This window comes from Sandaracinobacter neustonicus, assembly GCF_006385875.1.
Classification (GTDB): domain Bacteria; phylum Pseudomonadota; class Alphaproteobacteria; order Sphingomonadales; family Sphingomonadaceae; genus Sandaracinobacteroides; species Sandaracinobacteroides neustonicus.
On the sequence record NZ_VFSU01000019.1, the window covers coordinates 42,834 to 68,582 of the forward strand.

A 25,749-nucleotide genomic window follows, 5' to 3' on the forward strand; every position below is an offset into this window, starting at 1 on the left:
CCGTCGCGATGCGCCTCCACCCGTCAGACCGCAAGGCGATCGCGCTCACCGCCGTCATCCTGCTGCACATTGCCCTGTTCGCGCTGCTGCTGCGGCCGATTCTGGTGCAGATCGCGCCCCCCGAATCCGCGCTCATCCTGCTGGACATCCCCAACCCGCCGCCACCACCGCCCGAGCCCGAAGCCGAGAAACCCGGCACCCCGGAACCGGAAGCCGCCGCCGCCCCGCCAGCGCCGCGCGCAAAGCCCAAACCCGTCGCTGCGCCGCCGCCCATCGTCAAACCGGAACCCAAACCCTCCCCCGTCGCCCCCGCCCCCTCCACGGGCATGGAATCCCAATCCGGGGCCGCCACCGCAGGCCCCGGCACAGGGGCATCCGGCGCGGGATTCGGTGCAGGCGCAGGCGGCGCAGGCACCGGTCAGGGCGGCGGAGGCGGCACCCGCGCCCGCTGGAAATCCGGCAGCCTCACCCGCAAAGACCTTCCCGCAGACCTGCGCCGCACCGGCGTCACCGGCAGCGTCAGCGTCCACCTCGCCATCACGCCCGAAGGCCGCGCCACGGATTGCCGCATCACCCGGTCATCCGGCCTCCCCGCGCTCGATCAACTCACCTGCCGCCTGATCGAACAACGCTTCCGCTACACCCCCGCGAAAGACAGCGCAGGAAACCCCATCGCCAGCGTCGCAGGCTGGCGACAGGACTGGTGGCTGGAACCGCCGGTGGGTTAGATTCGCACCCGCCCGCCGAACAGCAGCAGCCACAGGCAGAAGCCGATCTCCCCCAGCATGGCCGGCAGGCGGACAACGGAATTCAGCGGGCCCGGCATATCCAGCGCCAGCATGTCATAGGCCACCTGCAGCAGATAACCGAAGCAGCCCAGCATCAGCAGCCCGGCCAGCCAGCGCGGGGCAACGCCGGATCGCCACACCAGCACCCCCAACGGCAGCAGCCACAGCCCCCAGAAGGTCATGCCGATCAGCATCCGGTTGCGCGCCGCATCCAACGCCAACGCGGCAGCGGCATGGTCCGGCAGCAGTGCCAGCGCATCCAGCCGGAACCCCAGCGCAGACAACACCACCGGCACCCCTGTCAGCGCGAACGCCACCATCAATGCAGCCAGCGTTGCGCCATGGCGCGCCAGCAGCCGCCACAACAGCAGCGGCAGCAGCACAAAGGCGACCTGGTTCGCCAGCAGCCCCAGCAACCCCAGCCGGTAAAAGCCCGGCCGTCCGGCGATCAGCAGGCTGTTCGCGCCATTGTCCACCCCCAGCCCCAGCGCAGAGGGAACATAGGCAAGCGCGAACATCCCCGTCAGCACCACCGCCAGATAGGCAAGCCCGGCGAGCCGGGCCTGCGATATCCTTGCGGGCCTCATTTGCTGCCCAGCGCCTCTTTCAACCCCGGCGCATAATCCGCCCCGTGCGGCACCTGCGCGGTGGAGGCTTTCACCGTGCCGCCGATCGGTTCCGCCCGGCCGCCGATGCACTTTTCCAGGAAATTCTCGGCCACCGCCATGAAGGCGATGTTGTTCACCGGCCGGGCGAAGCCATGGCCTTCATCCGGGAACAGCACATAGGTCACGGGGATACCCTTCGCTTCCATCGCCGCCACGATCTGGTCGCTTTCGGCCTGCTTCACGCGCGGGTCATTCGCCCCCTGCCCGATCAGCAGCGGCTTCACGATCCGATCCGCATAGGTCAGCGGAGAGCGCTCTTTCAGCCACTTCTGCCCCTCGGCCGTATCCGGGTCGCCCATCCGCGCAATCAGCTGCTTGCGGAAACTCTCCCAATAAGGCGGCACAGTGGAGAGCAGCGTGTTCAGGTTCGAAGGCCCCACGATATCCACCCCGCAGGCAAAGGTCTCCGGCGTGAAGGTCAGCCCGGCCAGCGTCGCATAACCACCATAGCTCCCGCCCATGATCGCCACCCGCTTCGGATCGGCAAAGCCGCCCTCCACCGCCCATTTCACGGCATCCAGCAGGTCATCGTGCATCTTCGCGCCCCATTCGCCGTTCCCGGCGTTGGTGAAGGCCTTGCCGAACCCGGTGGAGCCGCGGAAGTTCGGCTGCAACACGGCATAACCCCGGTTCGCAAGGAATTGCGCCTCGGTATCAAAGCCATAGCCGTCGCGTGCCCACGGCCCGCCATGCACCAGCAGCACCATCGGCAATGGCTTGGCAGGCTTCGCCGCCGTGCCCGCGGGCAGAGTCAGGTAAGACACCATCGTCTTGCCGTCGCGCGTTTTGATCTCCACCGGCTGCATCGGCGACAGCGCCGCGCCTTCCAGCACCGGGCGCGTATCGAACATCTTCGTCAGCGTTTTCGCCTTGCGATCATACAGATAGGTCGAGGATGCCTTGTCCGAATTCAGTGTCGCCACTGTCCATTTGTCGTCGGCGTGCGTCCGGCTGCCCACCGCCCATTCGCCCAGCTTCTCGTTCAGGAAGGCGATATCCGCCTTCACGCCCGGGTCCAGCACGGTCCAGTCCGGCTTCAGATAATCCACCTGCACCGCTTCCACCTTGCCGGAAACCGGATTCACCATCAGCCCGGAGACATCGGCGCGCGGGTCTTCCTTCAGCAAGGTCGTTTTGCCGGTGGCATAGTCCATCGCGTAAGCCGCCGCTGTGTCGCGCCCGCGCGCGTCGATCCAGTAGAGCGTCTTGCCGTCCGCTGAAAAGCCGATCGGCTGCGTCGTCTGGCTGTCGTCCAGCCCCCAGCTTGTGAAGGGCTTCCCCTCCACCTTGCCGTTCACGATGCGGAACAAATCCTCGCCGCCGCCCGCGTTCGGGCGCGACGCGATCCGCAGGTTCAGATCCTCGTCCGCCGTGAAGCCGCCGAAGCCTTCATTGCGAAACACTTCCGTCAGCTTGCCCGTCTTCAGATCAAGGCTGTGCACATCGTGCCACTTCGGGTCACGGTTGTTCAGCCCCACAAGGATGCGGTCGCTCACCTTGTCAGAGGTGCCCACGATCTGCACCCGCGTCTTGTCGAAGGGCGTCAGCACCCGCGCCGCGCCGCCGGTGGGCGAAACGCCATGCAACAGGAAATTCTCGTCCCCGCCCTTATCGTTGATGAACAGGATCATCGAACTGTCCGGCGCCCAGAAATGCTGGCGGATGGGCCGCCCGGCCTCGCTCGTCAGCAGCTTGGCCTTCGAAGGGTCGGCGGCCGGAGCAACCCAGATGTTCATCACCCCGTTGGAAGGGGCGAGCCAGCTGATCCACTTGCCATCCGGGCTGATCCGCCCCTGCGCCTTCTCCGGGTTTCCGAACAGCTTCGCGCGCTCGATAAGGGGCGTCTCGGTCATCATGTTTCCCTGTGCAAGAACGGGGGCCGCAGAGGCGCACAGCAGCGCGGCAAGCCCAACCCGAATGGCGGTGGTCATCAGTCCATCTCCTGTCATGGCAGCAGGCCGGTTCCCCTCAGCCCCGGCTGGCGATGGGCAGGAGTTTAACAGCAACTTCGCCCCCGGCAAGTCAGCCGATCAGCATCGCCTCGATCTTGTTGCCGTCAGGGTCGCGCACGAAAGCCCCGTAGTAATTGGCGTCATAATGCGGGCGCAGCCCCGGCGCGCCTTCATCGGTGCCGCCCGCCGCCAGCGCGGCGGCGTGAAACGCATCCACCGCCGCCCGGTCCGGCGCCAGAAAGGCCACATGCACGCCGTTGCCGGGCGCGCCCTGCCCTTCCAGCGCATGGCCGATCCAGAATTCCGGGAAGGCGCTGCCATAGGCCACGCCATGCGGCCCGGCATCCATCACCACGCCATAGCCCAGCGCGCCCAGCACTGCGTCATAAAAGCGCCGGGCCGCCGCAATGTCCGCCACCGGCACAGAGACATGGGAAATGATGCTGTCCGCCACGGCGATCCGCCCCTACCAGATTTTCACCCGCTCCTCCGGCTTCAGCACCAGCTTGCCGTCGGGCGCGGGCTTGAACGCCTCATACCATTGATCGAAGTTGCGCACGATATCCACGCGATACGGGTCCGGCGCGTGGGTATCCGTCAGCAGCCGCTGCCGCGCTGCCGCCTCGCGCATGTTGCGCCGCCAGATCTGCGCCCAGCCCAGGAAGAAGCGCTGCTCGCCCGTCATCCCGTCGATCACCGGCGCGGGCTTGCCGCCAAGGCTCGCCTTCCACGCGTCATAGGCGATGGCCAGCCCCGCCAGATCGCCGATATTCTCGCCCAGCGTCAGCGCGCCGTTCACCCGCTCGCCCGGTCGCGGCTCATAGGCGTTGTATTGCGTCACCAGCTTCTCGCCCAGCGCCTTGAAGCGGGCCATATCCTGCTCCGTCCACCAGTTCGCCAGCTTGCCGGTGGCGTCATATTTCGAACCCTGATCGTCGAAATGGTGGCTGATCTCATGCCCGATCACAGCGCCGATTGCGCCATAGTTCACCGCCGGATCGGCCTTCGGATCGAAGAAGGGCGGCTGCAGGATGGCGGCCGGGAACACGATCTCGTTCATGCCGGGGTTGGCATAGGCGTTGATCGTCATCGGCGTCATGAACCATTCCCAGCGGCGAACCGGGGTGCCCAGCTTGCCGCGATCATAGGCCATGTCGAACTGGTTCGACCGCCACGCATTGCCGAACAGATCGTCGGCGCGGATGTCCAGCCCGGCATAATCCTTCCAGCGATCCGGGTAGCCGATCTTGGTGGTGAAGCTCGCCAGCTTCTCGCGCGCCTTCGCCTTGGTTTCCGGCTGCATCCACGCCAGCCCGTCGATGCGATGCCCCATCGCCGTCAGCACATTCTTCACCAGCAGATCCATCGCCGCCTTGGTCTCGGGCGGGAAGTAACGCGCCACATACACCTGGCTCACATCGTCCGGCACGCTGCCCACGGTGAAGTCCACCGCCCGCTTCCAGCGCGCCTGCCGCGCGGGCGTGCCATTCAGTTCGGTGCCATAGAAAGCGAAATTCGCGTCCGCCACGCTGTCGGGCAGATAATTGGCAAAGGCCTCAAGGCTGCGCACGATCATCTGGTCACGCAAAACCCCGATGGGCGCGGCCTGAATGGCCTTCGCCGTCGCCGCAACCGCACTGGGCTGCGCCACCAGCAGCACGTCCGCCGTCTTGCCCGCGTTCGTCAGCAGCGGGGCGAAATCGAACCCCGCCGCTTCCGCCTGCAATTGCGTCAGCGTGCGCTTGTTATAGGTCTTGTCGGCATCGCGGCTGTCCACCCGCGTCCAGTGCGCCTTGGCGATGCCGGTTTCGAACGCCAGAACCGCCTGCGCCCGCGTGGCGGCATCTTTCTCGCCCGCGAATTCCAGCATCCGCGTCAGATGCGCCAGATAGGCCGCGCGCGTCTTCTGCATCTTCTCCGTGTCCAGCAGGTAATAGTCGCGGTCCGGCAAGCCGATCCCGCCCTGAGACAGGTTGATGATGTAGGTTTCCGGGTCCTTGTCGTCCTGATTCACATAATTGGGGAACGGCGTGCGGATGCCCGCCCGCCCGGCTTCCGCCACCATCGCGGCATAGCCTGCCTTGTCCGTCTTGCGGACCTGCGCCAGCCAGGGCTGAATGGGGGCCAGCCCCTTCGCCTCAACCGCCGCCTGATCCAGATAAGAGGCATAGGCCCGGCCCGAAATGCTGTCCGGCTTGCCCTTCAACTCGTCCAGAATGGCCTTGGTCCGCTCTTTGGAGAGATCGTCCAGCAGGGTGAACATACCATAGTTGGACCGATCCGCCGGGATCGGCGTGTCCTTCGCCCATGTGCCGTTGGCAAAGCCATAGAAATCGTCCCCCGGCTTTACAGCCTTGTCCATGCCCGGTGTGTCAAAGCCATAGCTGCCGAAGGTCGGCTTCGTCTGCGCATGGGCCACGGCAGTCAGCGAAACAGCGGCCAGCGCCGCGACGATCATGGATTTCATTTGCGTCCCGTATGTTTGAACCTATGTTTCGGGGTGGAACGCATGCGGGTATTTGTCCATCCGCTTCGTCGAGCGGAGATGCCGGTTTGTCGAAATGTGCGGCCGAAGCACAGGCAGGAAAAGGACAGGAACAGGCCCACCCTATCCTGCAGCCGTCAGGCGATGGCGGGCCGCCGGCGCCGCAACACCCCGCCAACCAGCCCGAAGCCCGCGATCATCATCGCCCAGCTCGCCGGTTCGGGAATTGCCGGAGTGCCCGCATCCGGGTCAGAGATGGTGAGCGTGTACTTGCCGGTTTGAGATAAATAAAAATCCTTGAGCTCGAACACGCCGGGCGCAAAGACGGGCGCCACCTGAGGATCCCCCGTGAAGAGTTGCGCCCCCACCGTCTCGAGCAGAACAATACCGCTCGGAACTTCGCCAAGGCGACTGGTAATGGTGAGGCCCCCGCCTTCAAACTCCGTCCAGAACCGCAAGATCACAACGTTGAAGGCAGAGCCCGGAAAGGACCCGAGCACAGGCTGAATCTCAAAATATCCTCCCGTGGCAAATGGATCGTATGGATTGGAATCCATCTCCCAACTCGCCGTATAGTCACCGGTCAGTTCGAACAGATAGGTAGCAGCCGCAGAAGGCGCTGCCAGCGCCAGCGAAAATCCTGCTACCGCAAACGAGACAAGTTTCAACATCGCAATTTCCCCCTGCAAAAGCCGGAAACGCCCCCGTTTCGGCAGTTCAATTGTCATCTTTTTGCAGATTTTGTCAGAATAGTGTCAAGAGGCCACGCCAAGAAGTCGATGCCGTTAACCAAATAAGCGACGAAACAGAAACATCGCGCAAAGAAAAAGGGGCGGAACCTTGCAGTCCCGCCCCTCTTCACGTCAGGTTGACTGAACTTAGAAGTCCATGCCGCCCATACCGCCCATGCCACCCGGCATGCCGCCGGCGGCAGGCTTGTCGTCCGGCAGTTCAGCGATAGTGGCTTCGGTCGTGATCAGCAGGCCAGCCACCGAAGCGGCATCCTGCAGCGCCGTGCGGACAACCTTGGTCGGGTCCACAACACCGGCGGCGACGAGGTTTTCATACACGTCGGTCGCAGCGTTGAAGCCGAAGGTGGTTTCCGTCTGCTCCAGCAGCTTGCCCGCAACCACCGCGCCGTCATGGCCGGCGTTGGCCGCGATCTGGCGAACCGGCGCCTGCAGCGCGCGGCGGACGATGTCCACACCGCGGGTCTGGTCGTCGTTCACGCCCTTCAGGCCGTCCAGCGAACGGGTGGCATAGAGCAGCGCCGTGCCGCCGCCGGGGACAATGCCTTCTTCCACGGCCGCGCGGGTGGCGTGCAGGGCATCGTCAACCCGATCCTTGCGCTCCTTCACTTCCACTTCCGTCGCGCCGCCAACCTTGATCACGGCAACACCGCCGGCGAGCTTCGCCAGACGTTCCTGCAGCTTTTCACGGTCATAATCGGACGAGGTGACTTCGATCTGCGCGCGGATCTGCTCCACACGGCCCTTGATCGCGTCGGCCGAACCGGCCCCATCGACGATGGTGGTGTTGTCCTTGTCGATCGTCACCTTCTTCGCCTGACCCAGCATCGGCAGGGAGACGTTTTCCAGCTTGATGCCCAGATCTTCAGAGATCAGCTCACCAGCGGTCAGCGTGGCGATGTCTTCCAGCATCGCCTTGCGGCGATCGCCGAAGCCCGGTGCCTTCACAGCCGCGACCTTCAGGCCACCGCGCAGCTTGTTCACCACGAGGGTGGCCAGCGCTTCGCCCTCCACGTCTTCGGCGATGATCAGCAGCGGACGGCCCGACTGCACCACAGCTTCCAGAACCGGCAGCAGCGCCTGCAGGTTGGACAGCTTCTTTTCGTGGATCAGGATGTAGGGGTTCTCAAGCTCCACCTGCATCTTTTCCGCGTTGGTGATGAAGTAGGGGGAGAGGTAGCCGCGGTCGAACTGCATGCCTTCCACGACGTCCAGCTCGAAGTCGAGGCCCTTGGCCTCTTCCACGGTGATCACGCCTTCCTTGCCGACCTTTTCCATGGCTTCGGCGATCTTCTCGCCGACTTCCTTGTCGCCATTGGCCGAAATGATGCCGACCTGGGCGATTTCCGCCGAGTTCGCCACCGGCTTGGAGCGGGACTTCAGATCTTCCACGATCTTTACGACCGCGAGGTCGATGCCGCGCTTCAGGTCCATCGGGTTCATGCCGGCCGCAACCGACTTCAGGCCTTCGCGCACGATCGCCTGCGTCAGAACGGTGGCCGTGGTGGTGCCGTCACCGGCAAGGTCGTTCGTCTTCGAAGCGACTTCGCGCACCATCTGCGCGCCGATGTTCTGATACTTGTCCTTGAGTTCGATTTCCTTGGCGACGGTGACGCCGTCCTTGGTGATGCGCGGCGCGCCGAAGCTTTTTTCGATCACCACGTTGCGGCCCTTCGGCCCCAGCGTCACCTTCACTGCGTCGGCGAGGATGTCCACGCCCTGCAGGATGCGTTCACGGGCGTCCCGCCCGAACTTCACGTCCTTGGCTGCCATAATCTCAAATCCTTCCCAAATCTTGTGTCCCGGCCAGCGCCGGGCTCAAACCGAATGAAAGCGCCTCAGCCGATGATGCCGAGGATGTCGCTTTCCTTCATGATGATCAGGTCCTTGCCGTCCAGCTTCACTTCCGTGCCGGACCATTTGCCGAACAGGATCTTGTCGCCGGCCTTCACGTCCAGCGGGATGCGGTCGCCATCGTCGTCCTTGGTGCCAAGGCCCACGGCGATCACTTCGCCTTCCTGCGGCTTTTCCTTGGCCGTATCCGGGATGATGATGCCGCCGGCCGTCTTTTCTTCGGCCTCGATGCGGCGAACCAGCACGCGATCGTGCAGCGGGGTGAATTCCACCATGTCGGTCCCTCTTTGCTTGTCACTTCAGAACGAAGTCGCTTCGGTTTAAACTCGAAAGAACGGCCCCCTCGGGCACCCCCCTTCCGCGTTTAGCACTCGCAATCGCAGAGTGCTAACACAGGGCCAGATATGGTCGCCCCCGCACCGGGTCAAGGGTGCGACAAGCGTGAAATTTCCATGTCGGCAGCCGATTCCGCCCGCAATTCCCCCTTGCCATTTCCGCCAGCCCCGCCATGCTCCCTACGTTTGCGTAGAGGGAGGTTCGTTTTGGTGCGTTTCCCGATCCTTGTGGCATTGTGTGGCTCCGCACTCGCAACTCTTCCGAATCAGCCAGTTGCGGCACAGGCAGCCATTGCCCCTGCCGACAAGCTGCAACTGTTCGGAAACCGCGCCGCGGTACTCTTCGCCAGCCTTTCACCGGATGGAAAGGAAGTAGCCTTCGTCATGGCCGAGGGCGACAGGGAAACGGCGATTCTGGTGCAGGCCACCGAACCGAATGCGCCGACCCGCCGCATCGCCGTATTTGACGGACAGCCGGAACGAGCCCGCAAATGTGGGTGGGTTTCGACGAAGAGGCTGCTCTGTCAGATTGTAGGCCGTGTGGGAGGAGGCCAGATTGCAGCCAGCTTCACCCGAAGCTTTGCAGTCGACAGCGATGGCTCCAACGCAAAGCTTATCGGAAATTCGGGATCATCCACGTTGCAGGGCGGCGACGTTCTCGATTGGCTCCCCGCAGAACAGGACAAGGTGCTCTTCGAAACGAACGGCGTCGACCGCGTGGACACACGTTCTGGCAAACGTATGCCGGCCATTAGCCCGCAACCCCGCACGTTCGGATACATGACTGACGGTGAAGGAGAAATTCGCTTACGCTATGTCTGGCAGGGACAGGGCGACGACCAAATTCTGCCAGTCGCAGATGTTTATTACACACTATCACAGGATAAAAGCTGGAAACGGCTGCAACAATATAACTGGTTCACAAGAGAGGGCTTCATCCCCGTAACCGTGAGCAAGTCTGAGAACGCGGTTTATGGCACCGAGCTGCTGAATGGGCGTAAAGCCGTCTCGCGCTACATGCTCGATGGCTCGCTCGCACAGGAATTCGTCTATGCACCGAAGGACTTCAGCATTGACTCGATCATCACCATAGGTCCGCATCGACGTGCCGTCGGCGCCTCCTATACCAGCGATGGCAGCCACAGATACTATTTCGATCCGGAAATCGCGAAGTTGGACGCCATGCTCCAAAAGGCGCTGCCCGGCTTCCAGGAAATCTGGATCGCGGATGCTACGCGTGACGAACAAGTCTTGCTCGTGCTGGCAACATCCGACAATCGCCCCGGCATATGGTATGTGCTTGATCGGAAGTCGCGCCGACTGCAACCGCTTGCAGAACAGCGTCCCAATCTTGCTGGCGTCCCCTTGCCGGCCGCCCGGCGCGTCGACATCCCGCTCTCCACTGGCAAATCTGATTGGGGCATGCTCACAGTGCCCGCTGGATCCCTGAAAAAGCCTGTCCCGCTACTGCTGTGGATCGATACCACCGAGCGGAACTCCCCTTGGGGATTCGACCCGGAAGTCCAGTATTTCGTGTCAAAAGGCTTTGCAGTCCTGAAGATCGCCTTTCAGCAACCCGACGGATATGGCGAACTCTGGTTCAACCAAAAGGGCTTCGCCGCTTGGCGGGAGGCCGTCGAGATCGCAACCTCGGCCGCTAACATGCTGGTCGCCCAAGGGGTCGCAGATCCGGCCAATATCGCCATCCTTGGCCGTGGTCATGGCGGCTATGTGGCTTTGCAAACGGCTGCATTACACCCTGAACTGATTGGAAAGGTGATAGCAATCGACCCTATCACCGATCTGAAAAGACTGCGTAGCAGCGTGGCAGGCAGCCCCTTCCGCAGCATCCAGCGAACGGCGATAGGCGCGACAACGTTGGAAAGCGACGCGTCGCCCGTCAACAATGCTGATCGCCTGAAAGCACCGCTCCTGCTCGTTCAGAGCGGGCTCGACGAAGAAAACATCAGCGAGCAGATTCGACTGATGGAAGCCAGTCTGAAGAAGGCTGGCAAGCCCTATCAGGTCCTCCGCTGGGTAAAACTCGACGACTATCTGAACGACAATCAGGCTCGACGTGAGTTGCTCAGGACCGGAGCCGACTTTCTGCAGACCCCGGCCCAATAGCCACAGATTAGTTGCCGCCGGACAGCGCCGCCTGCGCCTGTGCCGCACCGGTATCGGGCACGATCTCTCCGTCGCGGTCGCGGATGTCTGCGATCTTCGCCGCCACCGTTTCCGGCGTCATGGCATCGGCGGCCACATGCACGCCCTTCGTCAGCGTCACATGCGCCGCTTCGAAGCCGCCGCCGCCCGCGTTCAGGATCACGTTGGTCGGCGCATCCTCGCTGACGAGATACAGCGACGCGGGCGAAACCGTTTCCGGCCCCATCTTCGCCAGCAGTTCCGGCGGCATCAGATCTTCTGTCATTCGCGTCGCCGCCAGCGGGGCGACCGTGTTCACCTTCACATTATATTTCGCGCCTTCCAGCGCCAGCGTCTTCATCAGCCCCACCAGCCCCAGCTTGGCCGCGCCATAATTGGCCTGGCCGAAATTGCCGTACAGCCCGGTGGAAGATGTCGTCATCAGGATGCGGCCATAGGCCTGCTCGCGCATCAGGTCCCACACCGCCTTGGTGCAGATCACCCCGCCCATCAGATGCACGTCCAGCACCAGCCGGAAATCGTCCAGCGTCATCTTGGTGAAGGTCTTGTCGCGCAGGATACCGGCGTTGTTGATCAGGATGTCGATCCGGCCCCACTTCGCCTTCACCTCGTCCACCATGGCGAAGATGGCGTCAGCGTCGGTCACGCTCGCGCCGCTCGCCATCGCTTCGCCACCGGCAGCGACGATCTCGTCCACCACGGCCTGCGCTGCGGTCACGCTGCTGCCCGATCCGTCGCGCGCGCCGCCCAGATCGTTCACCACTACCTTCGCCCCGCGCGCGGCCAGATCCAGCGCATAGCGGCGGCCAAGGCCGTTGCCCGCGCCCGTCACGATGGCGACACGGTTATCGAAGCGAATGCTCATTTGTGGACTCCCTTGCTGCAAGTGCTCAGCGGCTCTCTAGAAGCCCGGCAACCCGCTTGGAAGCCCCGCCCTAGCTCGCCATTTTGAGGGATGCGTCGGAATCCAGCGCGTAACCGGCAGAGCGCACGGTGCGGACCAGATCTGGCAAGCCGTCACCGTTGATCGCCTTCCTCAGGCGGCGGATATGCACGTCCACCGTGCGCTGCTCCACATAGACGTCGCGGCCCCACACCGCATCCAGCAGCTGCTCGCGGCTGAACACCCGGCCCGGATGCTCAAGGAAATGGCGCAGCAGGCGGAATTCCGTCGGCCCCAGCTGCACGGATTGGCCATCGCGCGTCACCTTGTGCGCGCTGGTGTCCATCACGATACCCGAATACTCCAGATGCCCGCCAGACAGCGCCGGACGCAGCCGCCTCAGCAGCGCGCGCACCCGCGCCACCAGTTCGCGCGGGCTGAACGGCTTGGTCACATAATCGTCGGCCCCGGTTTCCAGCCCGCGCACCCGGTCGCTTTCCTCGGCGCGCGCCGTCAGCATGATGATGGGCAGCGATGTGGTTTCCGGCGCGCGGCGCAACCGGCGGCACACTTCGATGCCAGACAGATTGGCGATCATCCAATCCAGCACCACCACGTCCGGCCGCTCTTCCTCGGCCAGCACCAGCGCTTCCTCGCCATCGGGGGTCGACACGACATCGAACCCCTCCTTGTCGAGGTTGTAGCGGATCAGTTCCACCAGATTGACGTCGTCCTCGACCAGCAGGATCTTCGGGCGCATCTCAGACACTCCATTCGCCCGCCCGGCGCGGGCTTCTCAGTCGGTTGTCGGCTCAGTCGTTTTCGGGCGCGATGGTGGCCGTGTTGTCGGTTTTCGGCCGGTCGCCCAGCTGCTGACCCGTCACGGAAAAGAACACCATTTCGGCCAGATTGGTCGCATGGTCGCCGATCCGCTCAAGGTTCTTGGCGATGAACAGCAAATGCGTGGCCGGCGTGATATGATGGGGGTTTTCCATCATATAGGTCAGCAGGGATCGGAACAGCGAGTTGTAGAAATCGTCCACCTGCTGATCGCGATCGGCCACCGCACGCGCCAGTTCGGCGTCGCGGTCCACATAACAGTCCAGCGCGTCGCGGATCATGGTCGCGGCGGCGCGCGCCATTTCCGGGATGATCACCGCCGGGCCGATGGGCGCGGCCTGCGTCAGCACCGGCACCCGCTTGGCGATATTCTTGGCGTAATCGCCGATCCGCTCCAGCATGGCGGAAATCTTCAGCGCCGCCACAATCTCGCGCAGGTCGTCTGCCATGGGAGCCCGCAGCGCGATCATGGAAATCGCCAGCTGCTCGGCTTCGGTTTCCAGCGCGTCGATCTGCCCGTCACGCGCGACCACCTCCATCGCCGCGTCGGCATCGCGGCGCAGCAGCGCGTCCACCGCATCAGTCGTCTGCGCTTCGGCAAGCCCGCCCATCTGCCCGATCAACGAGCGAAGCTGATGAATCTCCTCGTCGAAAGATTTCACCGTATGTGCGCGATCCATAATCCGTCTCCTCAGCCGTAGCGGCCGGTAATATAGTCCTTGGTGCGGGTTTCCTTCGGGTTGGTGAAGATTTCCCGCGTGTCGCCATATTCCACCACGGTGCCCAGGTGGAAAAAGGCGGTCTTCTGGCTGACCCGTGCGGCCTGCTGCATGTTGTGCGTCACGATCACGATGGCATAGCGCCCGCGCAAATCGTCGATCAGCTCCTCGATCTTCGCCGTGGCGATCGGGTCCAGCGCAGAGGCCGGCTCGTCCATCAGGATTACTTCCGGGTTCACCGCAATGGCGCGGGCGATGCACAGCCGCTGCTGCTGCCCGCCCGAAAGCGCGGTGCCGGAATCGGCAAGCCGGTCTTTCACCTCGTCCCACAAACCGGCGCGGCGCAGCGATTGTTCCACGATGCCGTCCATGTCGGCCTTGGTGCGCGCCAGCCCGTGAATGCGCGGCCCATAGGCCACATTTTCATAGATGCTCTTGGGGAAGGGGTTCGGCTTCTGGAACACCATCCCCACCCGCGCGCGCAGCTGCACCACGTCCATCGCCGGGGAATAGATATCCTCGCCGTCCAGCTGGATATCGCCCACCACGCGCGCACCCGCCACCGTGTCGTTCATGCGGTTCAGGCAGCGCAGAAAGGTGGATTTGCCGCAGCCGGACGGGCCGATGAAAGCCGTCACATCCTCGCGCGTGACGTCGATGGAGACGCCCGTGATCGCCTCGAACTCGCCATAGAAGACGCGCACGTTGCGCGCCGTCATTTTCAGCGAACTATGGGCGGCGGGCGGGGCCGCCGTTGCTGTCGGGCTCAAATCGTTCACCAGCGCACCTCGAAACGGTTTCTCAGATAGATCGCGAGGCTGTTGATCATCAGCAGGAACAGCAGCAGCACGATTATCGCACCGCTGGTCTTCTCTACAAAGCCCCGGCTTACATTGTCAGACCAGATGAAAATCTGCACCGGCAGCGCGGTCGCGGGCTGGGTAAAGCCCTGCGGCACCGATGTCAGGAAGGCGCGCATGCCGATCATCAGCAGCGGCGCGGTTTCCCCCAGCGCCCGCGCCATGCCCAGGATCGTGCCCGTCAGCATCCCCGGCAGCGCCAGCGGCAGCACATGGTGCGTCACCACCTGCACCGGCGATGCGCCAATGCCCAACGCCGCATCGCGGATGGAGGGCGGCACCGCCTTGATCGCGGCGCGGCTGGCGATCACGATCACCGGCAGCGTCATCAGCGCCAGCGTCAACCCGCCCACCACCGGCGCGGATCGCGGCATGTTCATCGTGTTCAGGAACACCGCGAGGCCCAGCAGACCGAAGATGATCGAAGGCACCGCCGCCAGATTGTTGATCGAAACCTCGATCAGGTCGGTCCAGCGGTTCTTCGGGGCGAATTCCTCCAGATAGATGGCGGCCAGCACCCCCACCGGGAAGCTGATCAGCAAGGTGATGATTGCCGTCAGGAAACTGCCCTTCAGCGCCCCCCAGATGCCCGCCAGTTCCGGGTCCACCGAATCCGCCGACGTCAGGAAGGTGGTGTTCAGCACGGTGCGGATATCGCCCTTCGCCTCCAGCCGCTTCCACGCCGCCACTTCGGCGTCGTTCACCGGCCGGTCGCCTTCGTCGGCGTCCAGATCGATGCGGCCCTTCGCCAACTGGTCGATGTTGGAGGTCGCGATCACCCACATCGGCACCGTCTTGCCGATCAGCGCCGGGTCCGCCTCCACCGCCTCGCGCAGCGCCAGCCAGCCGCCGTCGGAGACGATCTCCACCTCGTCGCCATGCGCTTTTGCCACACTGTCGGCCAGCACGCCGGGGAAGTTCGCCCGCCTGAGCAGCGTCGGGTCGGCCTTCGCCTGCTCCGCCGTCACGCCCAGCCGCACGGGGTCGAACACCACCGGCACGGAAATCTCGGTCTGTTTGAAGCTGGTCCAGCCGTCGGAAATCACGCTGGTCATCAGGAACAGCAGGAAGCCCGCCGCCAGCGCCAGCGCGGCGATGCCGGTGTATTTGAACAGACGCTCCTGCCGATAGCGGCGGCGGATGCGCGCCTGCATCTGCGGGGAAGACCACACAGTCGGCGTCACGGCATCCAGGGTGGAAAGACGATCAGTCATAGGCTTCCCGATACTTTTTCACCACGGCCAAGGCGTAGATGTTCAGCGCCAGCGTCACCAGGAACAGCACCAGCCCCAGCGCAAAGGCAGAGAGCGTCTTGGCGCTGTCGAACTCCTGATCGCCCGTCAGCAGGGCGACGATCTGCGCGGTCACGGTCGTCACGCTGTTGAACGGGTTGGCGGTCAGGTTGGCGGCAAGGCCTGCGGCCATCACCACGATCATGGTTTCGCCGATGGCGCGGGAAACGGCCAGCAGCACGCCGCCCACGATCCCCGGCAGCGCGGCGGGGATCAGCACCTTGCGGATAGTTTCGGATGGCGTCGCCCCCATCGCAAGGCTGCCGTCACGCATGGCACGCGGCACCGCCGTCAGGGCATCATCCGCCATGGAGGAGACGAACGGGATGATCATCACCCCCATCACAAGGCCCGCCGCCAGCGCGCTTTCGGAACTCGCGTCCGAAATGCCGATGGAAACCGCGAAGTTGCGCACCGCAGGCGCCACCACCAAGGCCGCGAAGAAACCGTAAACCACCGTCGGCACTCCGGCGAGCACCTCCAGCATTGGCTTGGCCCAGCGCCGGAAGCCCGGAGCGGCATATTGCGTGAGGTAAATCGCCGTCATCAGCCCCAGCGGAATCGCCACCACCATGGCGATGATCGCGCCGATGAACACCGTGCCCCAGAACAGCGGCACCGCCCCGAACGCGCCGGACGATCCCACCTGATCCGCCCGCATCGCCGTCTGCGGGGACCATTTGGTTCCGAACAGGAATTCGGCCGGGCTGACCATCTGGAAGAAGCGGAAACTTTCGAACACAAGACTGGCGACGATGCCGAAGGTCGTCAGAATCGCCACCAGAGAGGCCAGCACCAGCAGCCCCATCGTCAGCTTTTCCACCCGCGTCCGCGCGCGGAAATCCGGGCGCAGCCGGGTCCAGCCCCAGAAGGCGCCCACGCCCCCCAGCGCCAGCGCGCCCAGCCCGAAGATCAGCCCATAGCGCAGCGAAGCCGCCTTCCACACGGCAGCCGCGCTTTCAGCCTGCGGATTGAAGGCCGCCGCATAGCTGCCGCTCACCAGCCCGCGCACCTCCGACAGGAAGGCCGCCTGCTCAAGGTCGCTCGGCCCCACCGCACCGGCCGGCACGCTCGCCAGCACCTCGCGCGAAACCAGCCCCGGCCCCATCACCGCGCCAATGGTCAGCAGCAGCAGCGCAGGCAGCAGCGCCAGCACCGCCACATAGGCCGCATGATAGCCGGGGCGCGAATGCACCGCGCCCACTTCGGTGCTGTGCGTCGCCACGAACCCCAGCCCGCGCCGATAGCCCAGCCAGCCTGCCAGCAAACCAAGCGCCAGCACCAGCAGAAAGCCGACCCCAATCGTCATTCGAGATCGCCTTTCGTCAGCGGCGTCAGCGCTTCGGCGCGCGCCCGGTTCTCGGCCCGCACATCATCGGGCGCAGGCACCAGCCCGCGCCGCTGCAGGTAGCCGCCCGGCCCCCATGCGCGCTCGCTGGTATATTCGTCCAGAAACTCGCGCAGGCCGCGAATGGCGTGCACATGCTGCGCCTTCACATAGATGAACAGCGGCCGGGAAGCCGGATAGCTGAAGTCCGAAATCGTCTGGTAGGTCGCGGGCACGCCATCAATCGGCACGTCGCGGATGGTGTCCATATTCCGCTCAAGGAAGCTGAACCCCAGCACGCCGATCGCCGTGGGGTTGGTGCCCAGCTTCTGCACGATCAGATTGTCGTTCTCGCCCGCCTCCACATAGGCACCGTCCTCGCGGATCTTGTTGCAGATTTCCTTGTGGCGGCTCTCGTCGGTCTTTTTCAGCGCCTTCATCGCCGGGTCGGTGTCGCAACCGCCCACCATATACAGCTCGTTGAAGGCGTCGCGGGTGCCGGATGTCGGCGGCGGCCCGATCACTTCGATGCGGGTGGCGGGCAGCGCGGGATTCACATCCTTCCACGTTTTCGCCGTCTGCTTCTTCCCGAACGGCTCAGCCGCCAGCGCCGCATACACGTCGCGCAGCGTCAGGTTGAAGGGCGCGCCCTTCTTCCCCTGCACCAGCACGACACCATCGATGCCGATCTTGATCTCGACGATGTCCTTCGCGCCATTCTTCTGGCAATCCGCCAGTTCCCCGGGCTTCATCCGCCGCGAGGCATTGGCGACATCGGGGAAACGCGAACCCACCCCGTCGCAGAACAGCTTGATCCCGCCGCCGGTGCCGGTCGCCTCCACGATGGGGGCCAGATACTCCGGATTGTTGCGGCTGAAATTCTCCGCCACCACGGTGGTGAAGGGAAACACGGTGGACGATCCTACGATGCGGATCTGCGTACGCGAATCAGTGCAGGACGCCAGCAGCGCAACCGCCGCAGCCCCCAGGCCGATCGTTCGGATCAGATTCGCGCGATTCACGGAAATTCCCGCCATTTTCAAATCAGTTACCCATTCACGCCCCGGCAGCGAACCGGGGGCAGTGCCGCCTCTCTAGAGCCGGTCGATGGGGCTTATGTGACAGTCATATTGCGGTTTTGTGACGCTGCCCCGGCTTCGCCCGCCGCATCACCCTCCCCGGCCCGTCCGGGCATCGTCACCGGCAGCAGAAAGGCCACCGTCGTGCCCTCCCCCTGTCGGCTGCTGATCTCCAGCCGCCCCCGGTGCCGCTCCACGATATGCTTCACAATCGCCAGCCCCAGCCCCGTGCCGCCCATCGAGCGGGAGCGCCCGGTATCCACCCGGTAGAAGCGCTCGGTCAGCCGCGGCAGATGCTCGGGCGCGATGCCGTCGCCCTGATCGGTCACCGCCACACGCACCATCTCCTCGCCCCGCGCCGAATGGTCCCGCGCTGCCGTCACGCTAATCGGAGAGCCAGAATGCCCATATTTCAAAGCGTTGGAGATCAGGTTGTGCAACACTTGCAGAATCTGGTCGCGATCCGCCACCACCTGCGGCAAATCCGGCTCCACGCTCATCAGCAGCTTGCGGCCATCGGATTCCAGCCGCATCGCCAGCGTCTTGCTCACATCCACCAGCAACGGCGGCAGCTCCAGCATGGTCTGCGGCCGCACATATTTGTCCAGCTCGATCCGCGACAAGGACAGAAGGTCGTCGATCAACCGGCTCATCCGCCCGGCCTCGCGGCTCATGATGTCCAGAAACCGCCGCCGCGCCGGTTCATCCTCGGCCGCAGGCCCCAGCAACGTCTCGATAAAGCCGGAAATATTCGCCAGCGGCGTGCGCAGCTCGTGGCTCGCATTCGCCACGAAATCCACCCGCATCCGCTCCGTCAGCCGCGCCTGAGTCACATCGGTGAAGTTCAGCAGCAGCCGTTCCCCATCCAGCCGCACCACCCGCACGCGAAAGGCCCCGTCCTGCGAGCCCAGCGTCGTCACATCGCGCACCAGCGGCGCTTCGCCCGCCAGCCCGCTGCGCACTGCCTCCACCACCACCGGATGCCGCACCGTCTGCCTGAGGTCGCCGCCCACGATGCGCCCGCCGAACAATTCCAGCGCGCCATCATTCGCCGCCAACACCCGCCACCCGGATGACACGATCAGCGCAGGGTCCGCCAAAGCGGCAATGCTGATCCGGTCTCCGCTATCCGGGCTGGCCGTCGTCCCGGCCCATGGTTTCAGGGGCAAACTCTCTTCCTTGCGCGGGCTGCTCTCCAGCGAACGATAAACAAGGAAAATGACAAGTCCGATAACGGGCACGAACAGCAGCGGCGAAATTCCCGCATCGTCCGCCAGCGCCGCGCCCAGCAAGCCCAGCGCCACCACCGCACCCAACAGGATCAGCCGAAGAGAGCCCATCCGCCGCTGCTGCCACAGCCCGCGCGAAAATACACGCGCCTTGTGGGGGTGGGTGCTGCATTGAGGAGGCTTCGCCCCCTCAAACTCCCCCAGCAGGGAGCCGTGCTCCCTGCACCCACATTTGTTTTATCTGGCGCTTTTCGTTGTGCTTTTCCTCCTCACCCCGGACTTGATCCGGGGGCCAGCCGTTCTTCGGCAACGTGTGGGTGAAAAGCTGGACCCCGGATCAGGTCCGGGGTGACGTTGTGGGGGTTGCGAGGGTGGTGGGCGTCTCAGGGGCCTTCGACCCTTCGACAATCTCAGGGCTCAGGCTGAGCGGGTGGAGAGGTTAGTGGGCTTGGCCCGGCGTTACTCCCCTCTCTCCATCTCTCTCCCCGGCGGGGAGAGAGAGCCTCGTTGCGCCGCAGGCAATGGAATCGGATCACCCGCACGGCGCTGGAGTTGCGCCGTTGCGCCAATTTCGAGGGTGCAGGGACATCATGTCCCTGCTGGGTTCCAAGGGCGAAGCCCTTGGCCGCGCGGCGCGCAAAACCAAGCCGCCGCTAACTCCCAGCCTTCAGCTTCGTCACCACCCCTTGCCCCATCTGCGCCATCAGGTCGAACAGCGCGTCCGGGTTCTGCCGTTTCAGCTCCAGCAGCGCCATTTCCGGCCCGCCCCCGCCAACCGGGATTTCGCGCAGACCGCTCGCGAAGCCGTTCAGGATGATCGCCGCGGCTTCGTCGGCGGAGATTCCGGCGTCCACATCATCTTCGCCCGCCCCCTTTGCCGTTCCGTCGGCGGTCAGCGCCCGCGCGCCGATCTCGGTGCGCACAAAGCCCGGCACGATGGTCGTCACCTTCACGCCGCGCCCGGAAACTTCGGTGCGCAACGCGTCGAAAAAGCCCATCACCGCATGCTTGGCCGCGCAATAGCCGGTGCGCTGCGGCGATCCCACCTTGCCCGCCACGCTGGCAACGGCAGCCACATGGCCGCTGCCGCGCGCCAGCATCTGCGGCAGCACCAGCTTGGTCAGATGCACCGGCGCGAAGAAATCCACTTCCATGATCGTGCGATAGACATCGAACTCGGTGTCCTCCGCCAGACTCCGCTGCGAAATCCCGGCGTTGTTGATCAGCATGTCTACCGGCCCGGCATGGTCCACCACGGCGGGCAGCAGATCATGGTCGGTCGCCTCGAACGGCAGGATCACATTGTTCGGAACGTCGGCCGCCACCGCCGCCAGCGCCTCGCGGTTCCGGCCGGAGAGGATGACGGTCGCCCCCGCCACGCCAAACGCCCGCGCCAGCCCCGCGCCGATGCCGGAGGACGCCCCGGTGATCCAGATCCGCTGTCCCTGATAATTCATGCCAACACTCCCCAAGGTGGCACCATCGGTGCCTTCATGATTGCCGGATGCACAAACGTCAGCAGCGCCCACAAGGCCCCGCCCGCCAGCACCGGCACCACCCCCGGCCACAGCGCGCTCCACGGCTGCACACCCTTCATCTGCGCGCCCAGCGGCCAGAAGCTGGTTTCCTTCTCATAACGCGCCCATGTCGCACCCAGCAGCTGCCGCTTCTTATGGTCCTGATGCGCCGCCCCCAGCAGCGCCAGCCCGCCGATCCCCAGCACCAGCAACAGCGTGGGCAGGCTGCCCGAAAGCCAGCCGTGCACAAAGGCCCAGATGGCAAAGGCCCACATCATCGGATGCCGGGTGATCCGCATCGTCCCGCTCGCGGGTCGCTCCGTCACCGGCACGCCTGCCAGCCCCTTGTTCGCGGGCGTTAAAGACCCGGCGAACAGAATGCAGGCGATCAGCATCAGCGCCGAACACAGCGGCCACGCCCATGCCGGTGCCACCCACAGCGGGTAAGGCTCCATCCCGCGATAGGCGAAGATCGCCCCGCCCAGCAGCAGGATGGAGATCAGCGAATAAACCGCCTGAAACCCCTTCTCGCCCAACCGCGCCACCAGCGCGCTGCGAACCGGCCGGGCGGCCAGCCCGATATGTGTCAACACGAACGCCAGCAACAGCCCGATGAACAGCATGGCAACCTCCGCATTCCGCATCAGGAACGCAAGGATACCAGCCAGAACAAGCATGGCGCAGCCGTCAGCGCGTATAGGCTTCCGGCAGCTGCGTCCGGTCCCGTCCCGGCAGGTATCGCCGCGCCAGCCTTGTCTGCCGGCTTTCCAGATTCTGCGGCACGCCCCGGATGAACACCTTCTCCGTCTGTGTGGAAAGCTCCAGCGGATCGCCGGACCAGATCACCACATCGGCCCGCGCGCCCTGCTTCAGCACGCCCTGCCCTGCCAGCCCGAAGATTTCGGCCGGGGTCTTGGTGATGCTGGCAAAGGCCTGATCCCATGTCAGCCCCACGCCGCCCGGCAGCCGCGCCTGCGCCACCATGTTCCCGGCATAATGCGGCAGGTTGCGCGGCTGGAACGAGGCATCCAGATCAGGCGTGCCCAGCGCCACCTTCACGCCCGCCGCCGCCATGCGCCCCACGTTGGACATGGTCGCGCCCAGATACTCGAAATTCTCCGGCCGGTTCTGCATCCCCAGCGTGATCACCGGCACACCCGCGCGGGCGATCTCGTCAGCCACCAGCCAGCCCTCGTTGGCAGACACCAGCACCAGCCGCAGCCCCGGATACATGCGCGGCAGCTTCAGCACCTGCCGGATGTCGGAAGCCCGATCCACCCGCACCAGCAGCGGCTGCGCGCTTCGCAGCACCAGCGTCAGCGCCTCCGCATCCTCTGGCGTCAGCCGCGGGTCCTGCGACAAGTCGCGCTCGCCCTTCCGCCCCCGCATGGAGCGTTGCGCTTCTTCCAGCGCGTTGGTCAGCTCGTTCCAAGCCGCCGGGCGCGAACCGCCCGCCAGTTCCGATCCGCGCTCACCATAGCTCACATATTGGAACGCCCGGGACCGCAGCGGTGCCGTCACCCCTTCGCCAAGGCTCAGCACAAAGCCCTGCCCCGCGAACAGCGTGCGCCCCGGTGCCGGGCCGACGATCGCCGCCGTCACCCCTTCCTGCCGGGTGACGGGAATGGAGGTTTCAGCCGGGTTCAGCGCCACGTCCAGATCCAGCGCGGCGGTCCCCGGGGAGCGGCGGGCGGACAGGTCATTGGTGCTGCTGTTGCCCGCAATCTCGGCGGTTCCGATCTGGCTGAGCCCGGCGATCACGCCGGGCGTCACCCATTTGCCGGTCGCATCCACCTGCGTGAACCCGGCAGGCACGGACACACCGGGCGAGACGCCGATCACGACGCCGTCATTCAACAACACGGTCCCGCCCTCGATGGGCGCGCCGTTATTCGTGATGATCTTACCCCCGGTGATCGCAATGCGCTCTTGCGCAAGCGCCGGAACCGAAGTCGCCATCAGAAGCGCAAACAGGATCTTCCTCATTTGCGGTCTCCTTCACCCGGCTGGCCCAGTTCGAAATCGCTCACCGGCCGTCGCTTCGGATCATTGCTGTCATACATCAGCGCCCCGTCGATCCACACCTTCTCGGGCCGGGAATAAACGCTCAGCGGATTGCCGTTCCACAGCACCACATCCGCCTGCTTGCCCGGCTCCAGGCTGCCCACCTTGTCGGCGATGCCCAGCGCCTTGGCCGGGTTGATGGCAATCCACGTCCAGGCTTCCTCGTCCCTGATCTGCAAGCCCCATTTCCGACCGTCAGACAGCGCCTTGGCGGTTTCCTGATTCAGCCGCTGAATGCCGTCGGCATCGTCCGAATGGGTGATCGCGCAGCCGCCAGAGGCATGGAAGAAGGGCAGATTCTCCTCGATCCCGTCATAGCTTTCCAGCTTGAAGCCCCACCAATCCGCCCACATGGCGGCGCAAATGCCATTGTCGCGCAGCAGGTCGGCGATCTTGTAACCCTCCACCGCGTGATGGAAGGCCGTCACCTTATATCCGAACTCCTTCGACAGCTGGATCACGTTCGCCATCTCGTCCGCGCGATAGCAATGGTTCTGCACCAGAATCTTGCCGTCCAGCACGCCTGCCAGCGTTTCCATCTGCAAGTCGCGCTTCTGCGGCCCCTTCGCCGCCTTCATCCGCTGCTGGTAATCGCGCGCATTGGCCCATGTCTGGCGCATCATCGCCACATTGCCCATGCGCGTGCCGGGCATCTGGTTGCGGCTGCCATAAACCCGCTTGGGGTTCTCCCCGCAGGCCATTTTCAGCGTCCATGGCGCGTCGGGCATCATCATGTCCTGCGCCGTCCGCCCATAGACATTTTTCAGCGTCACGCCCCGCCCGCCGAACAGGTTGGCAGAGCCGGGCAGCACGTGCAGCACCGTCACCCCGCCCGCCAGCGCGCGGGAGAAATTCGGGTCCTGCGGCCAAACCGAATGGATCGCCCAAACCTCCGGCCGCACCGGAGACGTCACTTCATTGCCATCCGAATGCGCAGGCACGCCCGGCGCGGGATAGTCCCCCAGATGGCTGTGGATATCGATGATGCCGGGCGTCACCCATTTGCCCGTCCCGTCGATCACGGTCGCCCCGTCCGTCGGGACGCTCGCGCCGATCGCCGTCACCTTGCCCTTTTCAAAGCGCACCGCACCGCCGTCGATCCGGCCACCCTTGCCATCATAGATGGTCACGTTGGAAACCACCGTCGGCACGCCCGGCCATGCGTGATAGGTGGATTTCACCTCCCCTTCGGCCTCCGGGCTGCCGCCCTGCAACGCCGCAGGCGGCGGCGCAGACGCCGCCACCGGCTTCGGCCCGCTCGTCGTCGCACATCCCGCCAGCAACCCCGCCAGCAGGCCCACAGCCACTATCCGCATCAATCAGCCTTTCCCGGGTGCACACCCGCCGCCTGCGCTTCGCCAATCTCGGAAGCACCGGCAATTTCATCGTCCTTCAACGTATCCAGATGCATCAACCGCTTGATCAGCGGGCTGATCGCCAGCACCAGCACCCCGGCCCCGATCGCCATCCAGCCCACCTGCGAATAAACCGCCAGCGTCGATTCCGCAGTCGCCGCCCCGTCATGCCCGCCAGTCGCGCTCGCAATCAGCCCGGCCGCGAAATTGCCGGTGGCAGAGGCAAAGAACCATGTCCCCATGATCAGGCTCGCCATATGCGCCGGTGCCAGCCGGTTCATGGCGGACAAGCCCACCGGAGACAGGCAAAGCTCCCCGGTCGTGTGCAGCAGATAGATCAGGAAGATGAAGATCACCGGCGTCAGCCCGCCGCCCGCCGATCCCCACACCAGCACCAGAAAGCCCAGCCCCAGCTGCAGCATCGCCAGCCCGAACTTCGCAGGCGCACTCGGCTCCAGCCCCCGCTTCGCCAGCGCCAGCCACAGGATCGCGAACAAAGGCGCCAGCGTCACGATATAGATGGAGTTGATGGACTGGAACATCGAAGCAGGCACATCCCACCCCAGAATGTTCCGATCCACCGAACGGTCCGTGAACAGGTTCAGCGAAGACCCGGCCTGTTCGAACAGTGCCCAGAACAGGATGGAGCCAAGGATCAGGAACATCGCCGCGAAAATCCGGTCCCGGTCCTCGCGCGGCAGCTTCACCACCGCCACCCAGATCACATAGCCCACCAGCACGGCCCCGGCCGCGCCCAGCAGCGTCCCCACCAGCGCCTGATTCTGGATCAGCCACCAGCTCACGCCCACCGCCGCGATGCCGGAAAGATACAGCCACCACTCCAGCGGCAGCCCCGCCTTGCGCGCCAGCAGCGCCTGCGGATCGGGCGCTTCGCCCCGGCCCTCCAGCCAGGGCTTGCCGATCACGAACACGATCAGCCCCAGCAGCATCCCCACGCCAGCCGCGCCAAAGCCATAGGCCCAGCCATAGGTCTGCCCCAGATAACCGGCAAAGATCGCCCCCAAGGCCGCGCCAAGGTTAATCCCCATATAGAAGATGGTGTAGGCCGGATCGCGCCGCGGATCGGTGCGGCTGTAAAGCTGCCCCACGATCACGGAGATATTGGCCTTCAAAAAACCCGAGCCGACGATGATGAAGCTCAGCGCCAGCCAGAAGATGTTCATCGCCGGGTCGCCCTGCCCGCCGTCGCCCTCGGCCGCCATCAGCAAATGCCCAAAGGTCAGCAGGATCGCGCCATACAGCACCGCCTTGCGCTGCCCCAGCCAGCGATCCGCCAGATAACCGCCGATCACCGGCGTGATATACACCAAGGCCGTATAGGCCCCATAAATCACGCTTGCCTGCCCGTCCGAGAACATCCAGTGCTGAACAAGGTAGAAGATCAGCAGCGCCCGCATCCCGTAATAGGAAAAGCGCTCCCACATCTCGGCGAAGAACAGCACGAACAGCCCGCGCGGATGGCCCAGCCATGTCGGCCGCCCCCTCTCGCCAGCGACTTCAACAGTCGTTTGCGACAAACTCAGTCTCCCAGATGCGAGCCCGTCTGTCGCGGGCTCCACTTATAGC

The 25,749-nt window shown here is 64.5% G+C and carries 22 protein-coding genes; 2 read left to right on the plus strand and 20 right to left on the minus strand.

Annotated features, from left to right (window positions below):
* The first annotated feature begins 8 nt into the window (after window positions 1–8).
* Window positions 9–728: an energy transducer TonB gene (locus FJQ54_RS06420; RefSeq protein ID WP_181160015.1), complete on the plus strand. Its 720-nt coding sequence runs from the start codon at window positions 9–11 to the stop codon at window positions 726–728.
* On the opposite strand, the gene FJQ54_RS06425 is transcribed toward FJQ54_RS06420, so the two are convergent.
* From FJQ54_RS06425 to groES, 7 genes are all read right to left on the minus strand, one after another.
* Window positions 725–1,375, minus strand: coding sequence for a DUF4386 domain-containing protein (locus FJQ54_RS06425; protein ID WP_140927590.1), 651 nt, complete (start codon window positions 1,373–1,375; stop codon window positions 725–727). The two genes, FJQ54_RS06420 and FJQ54_RS06425, sit on opposite strands and share 4 nt — an antisense overlap.
* Window positions 1,372–3,387 (minus strand): S9 family peptidase, encoded by a 2,016-nt coding sequence (locus FJQ54_RS06430; RefSeq protein WP_140927591.1) that lies wholly within the window; start codon window positions 3,385–3,387, stop codon window positions 1,372–1,374. The genes FJQ54_RS06425 and FJQ54_RS06430 overlap by 4 nt, the downstream gene beginning before the upstream one ends.
* Before the next feature lie 91 nt (window positions 3,388–3,478).
* Window positions 3,479–3,862, minus strand: coding sequence for a VOC family protein (locus FJQ54_RS06435; protein WP_235890341.1), 384 nt, complete (start codon window positions 3,860–3,862; stop codon window positions 3,479–3,481).
* 12 nt (window positions 3,863–3,874) lie between these two features.
* Window positions 3,875–5,875 (minus strand): M13 family metallopeptidase, encoded by a 2,001-nt coding sequence (locus tag FJQ54_RS06440; protein WP_140927593.1) that lies wholly within the window; start codon window positions 5,873–5,875, stop codon window positions 3,875–3,877.
* A gap of 155 nt (window positions 5,876–6,030) precedes the next feature.
* Entirely contained in the window at window positions 6,031–6,621 is a 591-nt protein-coding gene (locus FJQ54_RS17765; protein WP_235890342.1) for a PEPxxWA-CTERM sorting domain-containing protein, read from the minus strand.
* A gap of 150 nt (window positions 6,622–6,771) precedes the next feature.
* Window positions 6,772–8,415, minus strand: a complete 1,644-nt coding sequence (groL, locus tag FJQ54_RS06450; protein WP_140927594.1) for a chaperonin GroEL — start codon at window positions 8,413–8,415, stop codon at window positions 6,772–6,774.
* 65 nt (window positions 8,416–8,480) lie between these two features.
* Window positions 8,481–8,768 (minus strand): co-chaperone GroES, encoded by a 288-nt coding sequence (gene groES, locus FJQ54_RS06455; RefSeq protein WP_140927743.1) that lies wholly within the window; start codon window positions 8,766–8,768, stop codon window positions 8,481–8,483.
* 273 nt (window positions 8,769–9,041) lie between these two features.
* Here groES and FJQ54_RS06460 point away from each other — a divergent pair, with 273 nt between their 5' ends.
* Window positions 9,042–10,958, plus strand: coding sequence for an alpha/beta hydrolase family protein (locus FJQ54_RS06460; RefSeq protein ID WP_181160017.1), 1,917 nt, complete (start codon window positions 9,042–9,044; stop codon window positions 10,956–10,958).
* A 7-nt stretch (window positions 10,959–10,965) separates the two neighbouring features.
* Here the strand turns inward: FJQ54_RS06460 and FJQ54_RS06465 are convergent, their stop codons facing one another.
* From FJQ54_RS06465 to FJQ54_RS06525, 13 genes are all read right to left on the minus strand, one after another.
* Window positions 10,966–11,862 (minus strand): SDR family NAD(P)-dependent oxidoreductase, encoded by an 897-nt coding sequence (locus FJQ54_RS06465; RefSeq protein ID WP_140927596.1) that lies wholly within the window; start codon window positions 11,860–11,862, stop codon window positions 10,966–10,968.
* Between the two features lie 70 nt (window positions 11,863–11,932).
* Window positions 11,933–12,640, minus strand: coding sequence for a phosphate regulon transcriptional regulator PhoB (gene phoB, locus FJQ54_RS06470; protein ID WP_140927597.1), 708 nt, complete (start codon window positions 12,638–12,640; stop codon window positions 11,933–11,935).
* A gap of 52 nt (window positions 12,641–12,692) precedes the next feature.
* Window positions 12,693–13,400, minus strand: a complete 708-nt coding sequence (gene phoU, locus FJQ54_RS06475) for a phosphate signaling complex protein PhoU (RefSeq protein WP_140927598.1) — start codon at window positions 13,398–13,400, stop codon at window positions 12,693–12,695.
* An 11-nt stretch (window positions 13,401–13,411) separates the two neighbouring features.
* Window positions 13,412–14,158: a phosphate ABC transporter ATP-binding protein PstB gene (pstB, locus tag FJQ54_RS06480; protein WP_140927744.1), complete on the minus strand. Its 747-nt coding sequence runs from the start codon at window positions 14,156–14,158 to the stop codon at window positions 13,412–13,414.
* Window positions 14,159–14,214: 56 nt separating this feature from the next.
* Window positions 14,215–15,513 carry a phosphate ABC transporter permease PstA gene (gene pstA, locus FJQ54_RS06485; RefSeq protein ID WP_140927599.1) on the minus strand — a complete coding sequence of 433 codons (1,299 nt, stop codon included), beginning with the start codon at window positions 15,511–15,513 and terminating at the stop codon, window positions 14,215–14,217.
* Window positions 15,506–16,900 carry a phosphate ABC transporter permease subunit PstC gene (gene pstC / locus FJQ54_RS06490; RefSeq protein ID WP_140927600.1) on the minus strand — a complete coding sequence of 465 codons (1,395 nt, stop codon included), beginning with the start codon at window positions 16,898–16,900 and terminating at the stop codon, window positions 15,506–15,508. The genes pstA and pstC overlap by 8 nt, the downstream gene beginning before the upstream one ends.
* Entirely contained in the window at window positions 16,897–17,955 is a 1,059-nt protein-coding gene (locus FJQ54_RS06495) for a substrate-binding domain-containing protein (RefSeq protein WP_140927601.1), read from the minus strand. Before FJQ54_RS06495 ends, pstC begins: the two co-directional genes overlap by 4 nt.
* Window positions 17,956–18,032: 77 nt before the next feature.
* Entirely contained in the window at window positions 18,033–19,337 is a 1,305-nt protein-coding gene (locus FJQ54_RS06500; protein WP_140927602.1) for an ATP-binding protein, read from the minus strand.
* Between the two features lie 542 nt (window positions 19,338–19,879).
* Window positions 19,880–20,683 carry an SDR family NAD(P)-dependent oxidoreductase gene (locus FJQ54_RS06505; RefSeq protein ID WP_140927603.1) on the minus strand — a complete coding sequence of 268 codons (804 nt, stop codon included), beginning with the start codon at window positions 20,681–20,683 and terminating at the stop codon, window positions 19,880–19,882.
* A complete protein-coding gene (locus tag FJQ54_RS06510) occupies window positions 20,680–21,420 on the minus strand; it encodes an NnrU family protein (protein ID WP_140927604.1) in 741 nt (246 codons plus the stop codon). The genes FJQ54_RS06505 and FJQ54_RS06510 overlap by 4 nt, the downstream gene beginning before the upstream one ends.
* 10 nt (window positions 21,421–21,430) lie before the next feature.
* Complete coding sequence (locus tag FJQ54_RS06515) at window positions 21,431–22,729, minus strand: amidohydrolase family protein (RefSeq protein WP_140927605.1); 1,299 nt, start codon at window positions 22,727–22,729, stop codon at window positions 21,431–21,433.
* Window positions 22,726–24,123 carry an amidohydrolase gene (locus FJQ54_RS06520; protein ID WP_140927606.1) on the minus strand — a complete coding sequence of 466 codons (1,398 nt, stop codon included), beginning with the start codon at window positions 24,121–24,123 and terminating at the stop codon, window positions 22,726–22,728. Before FJQ54_RS06520 ends, FJQ54_RS06515 begins: the two co-directional genes overlap by 4 nt.
* Window positions 24,123–25,700 (minus strand): peptide MFS transporter, encoded by a 1,578-nt coding sequence (locus tag FJQ54_RS06525; RefSeq protein ID WP_181160018.1) that lies wholly within the window; start codon window positions 25,698–25,700, stop codon window positions 24,123–24,125. Before FJQ54_RS06525 ends, FJQ54_RS06520 begins: the two co-directional genes overlap by 1 nt.
* Between the last annotated feature and the right edge of the window lie 49 nt (window positions 25,701–25,749).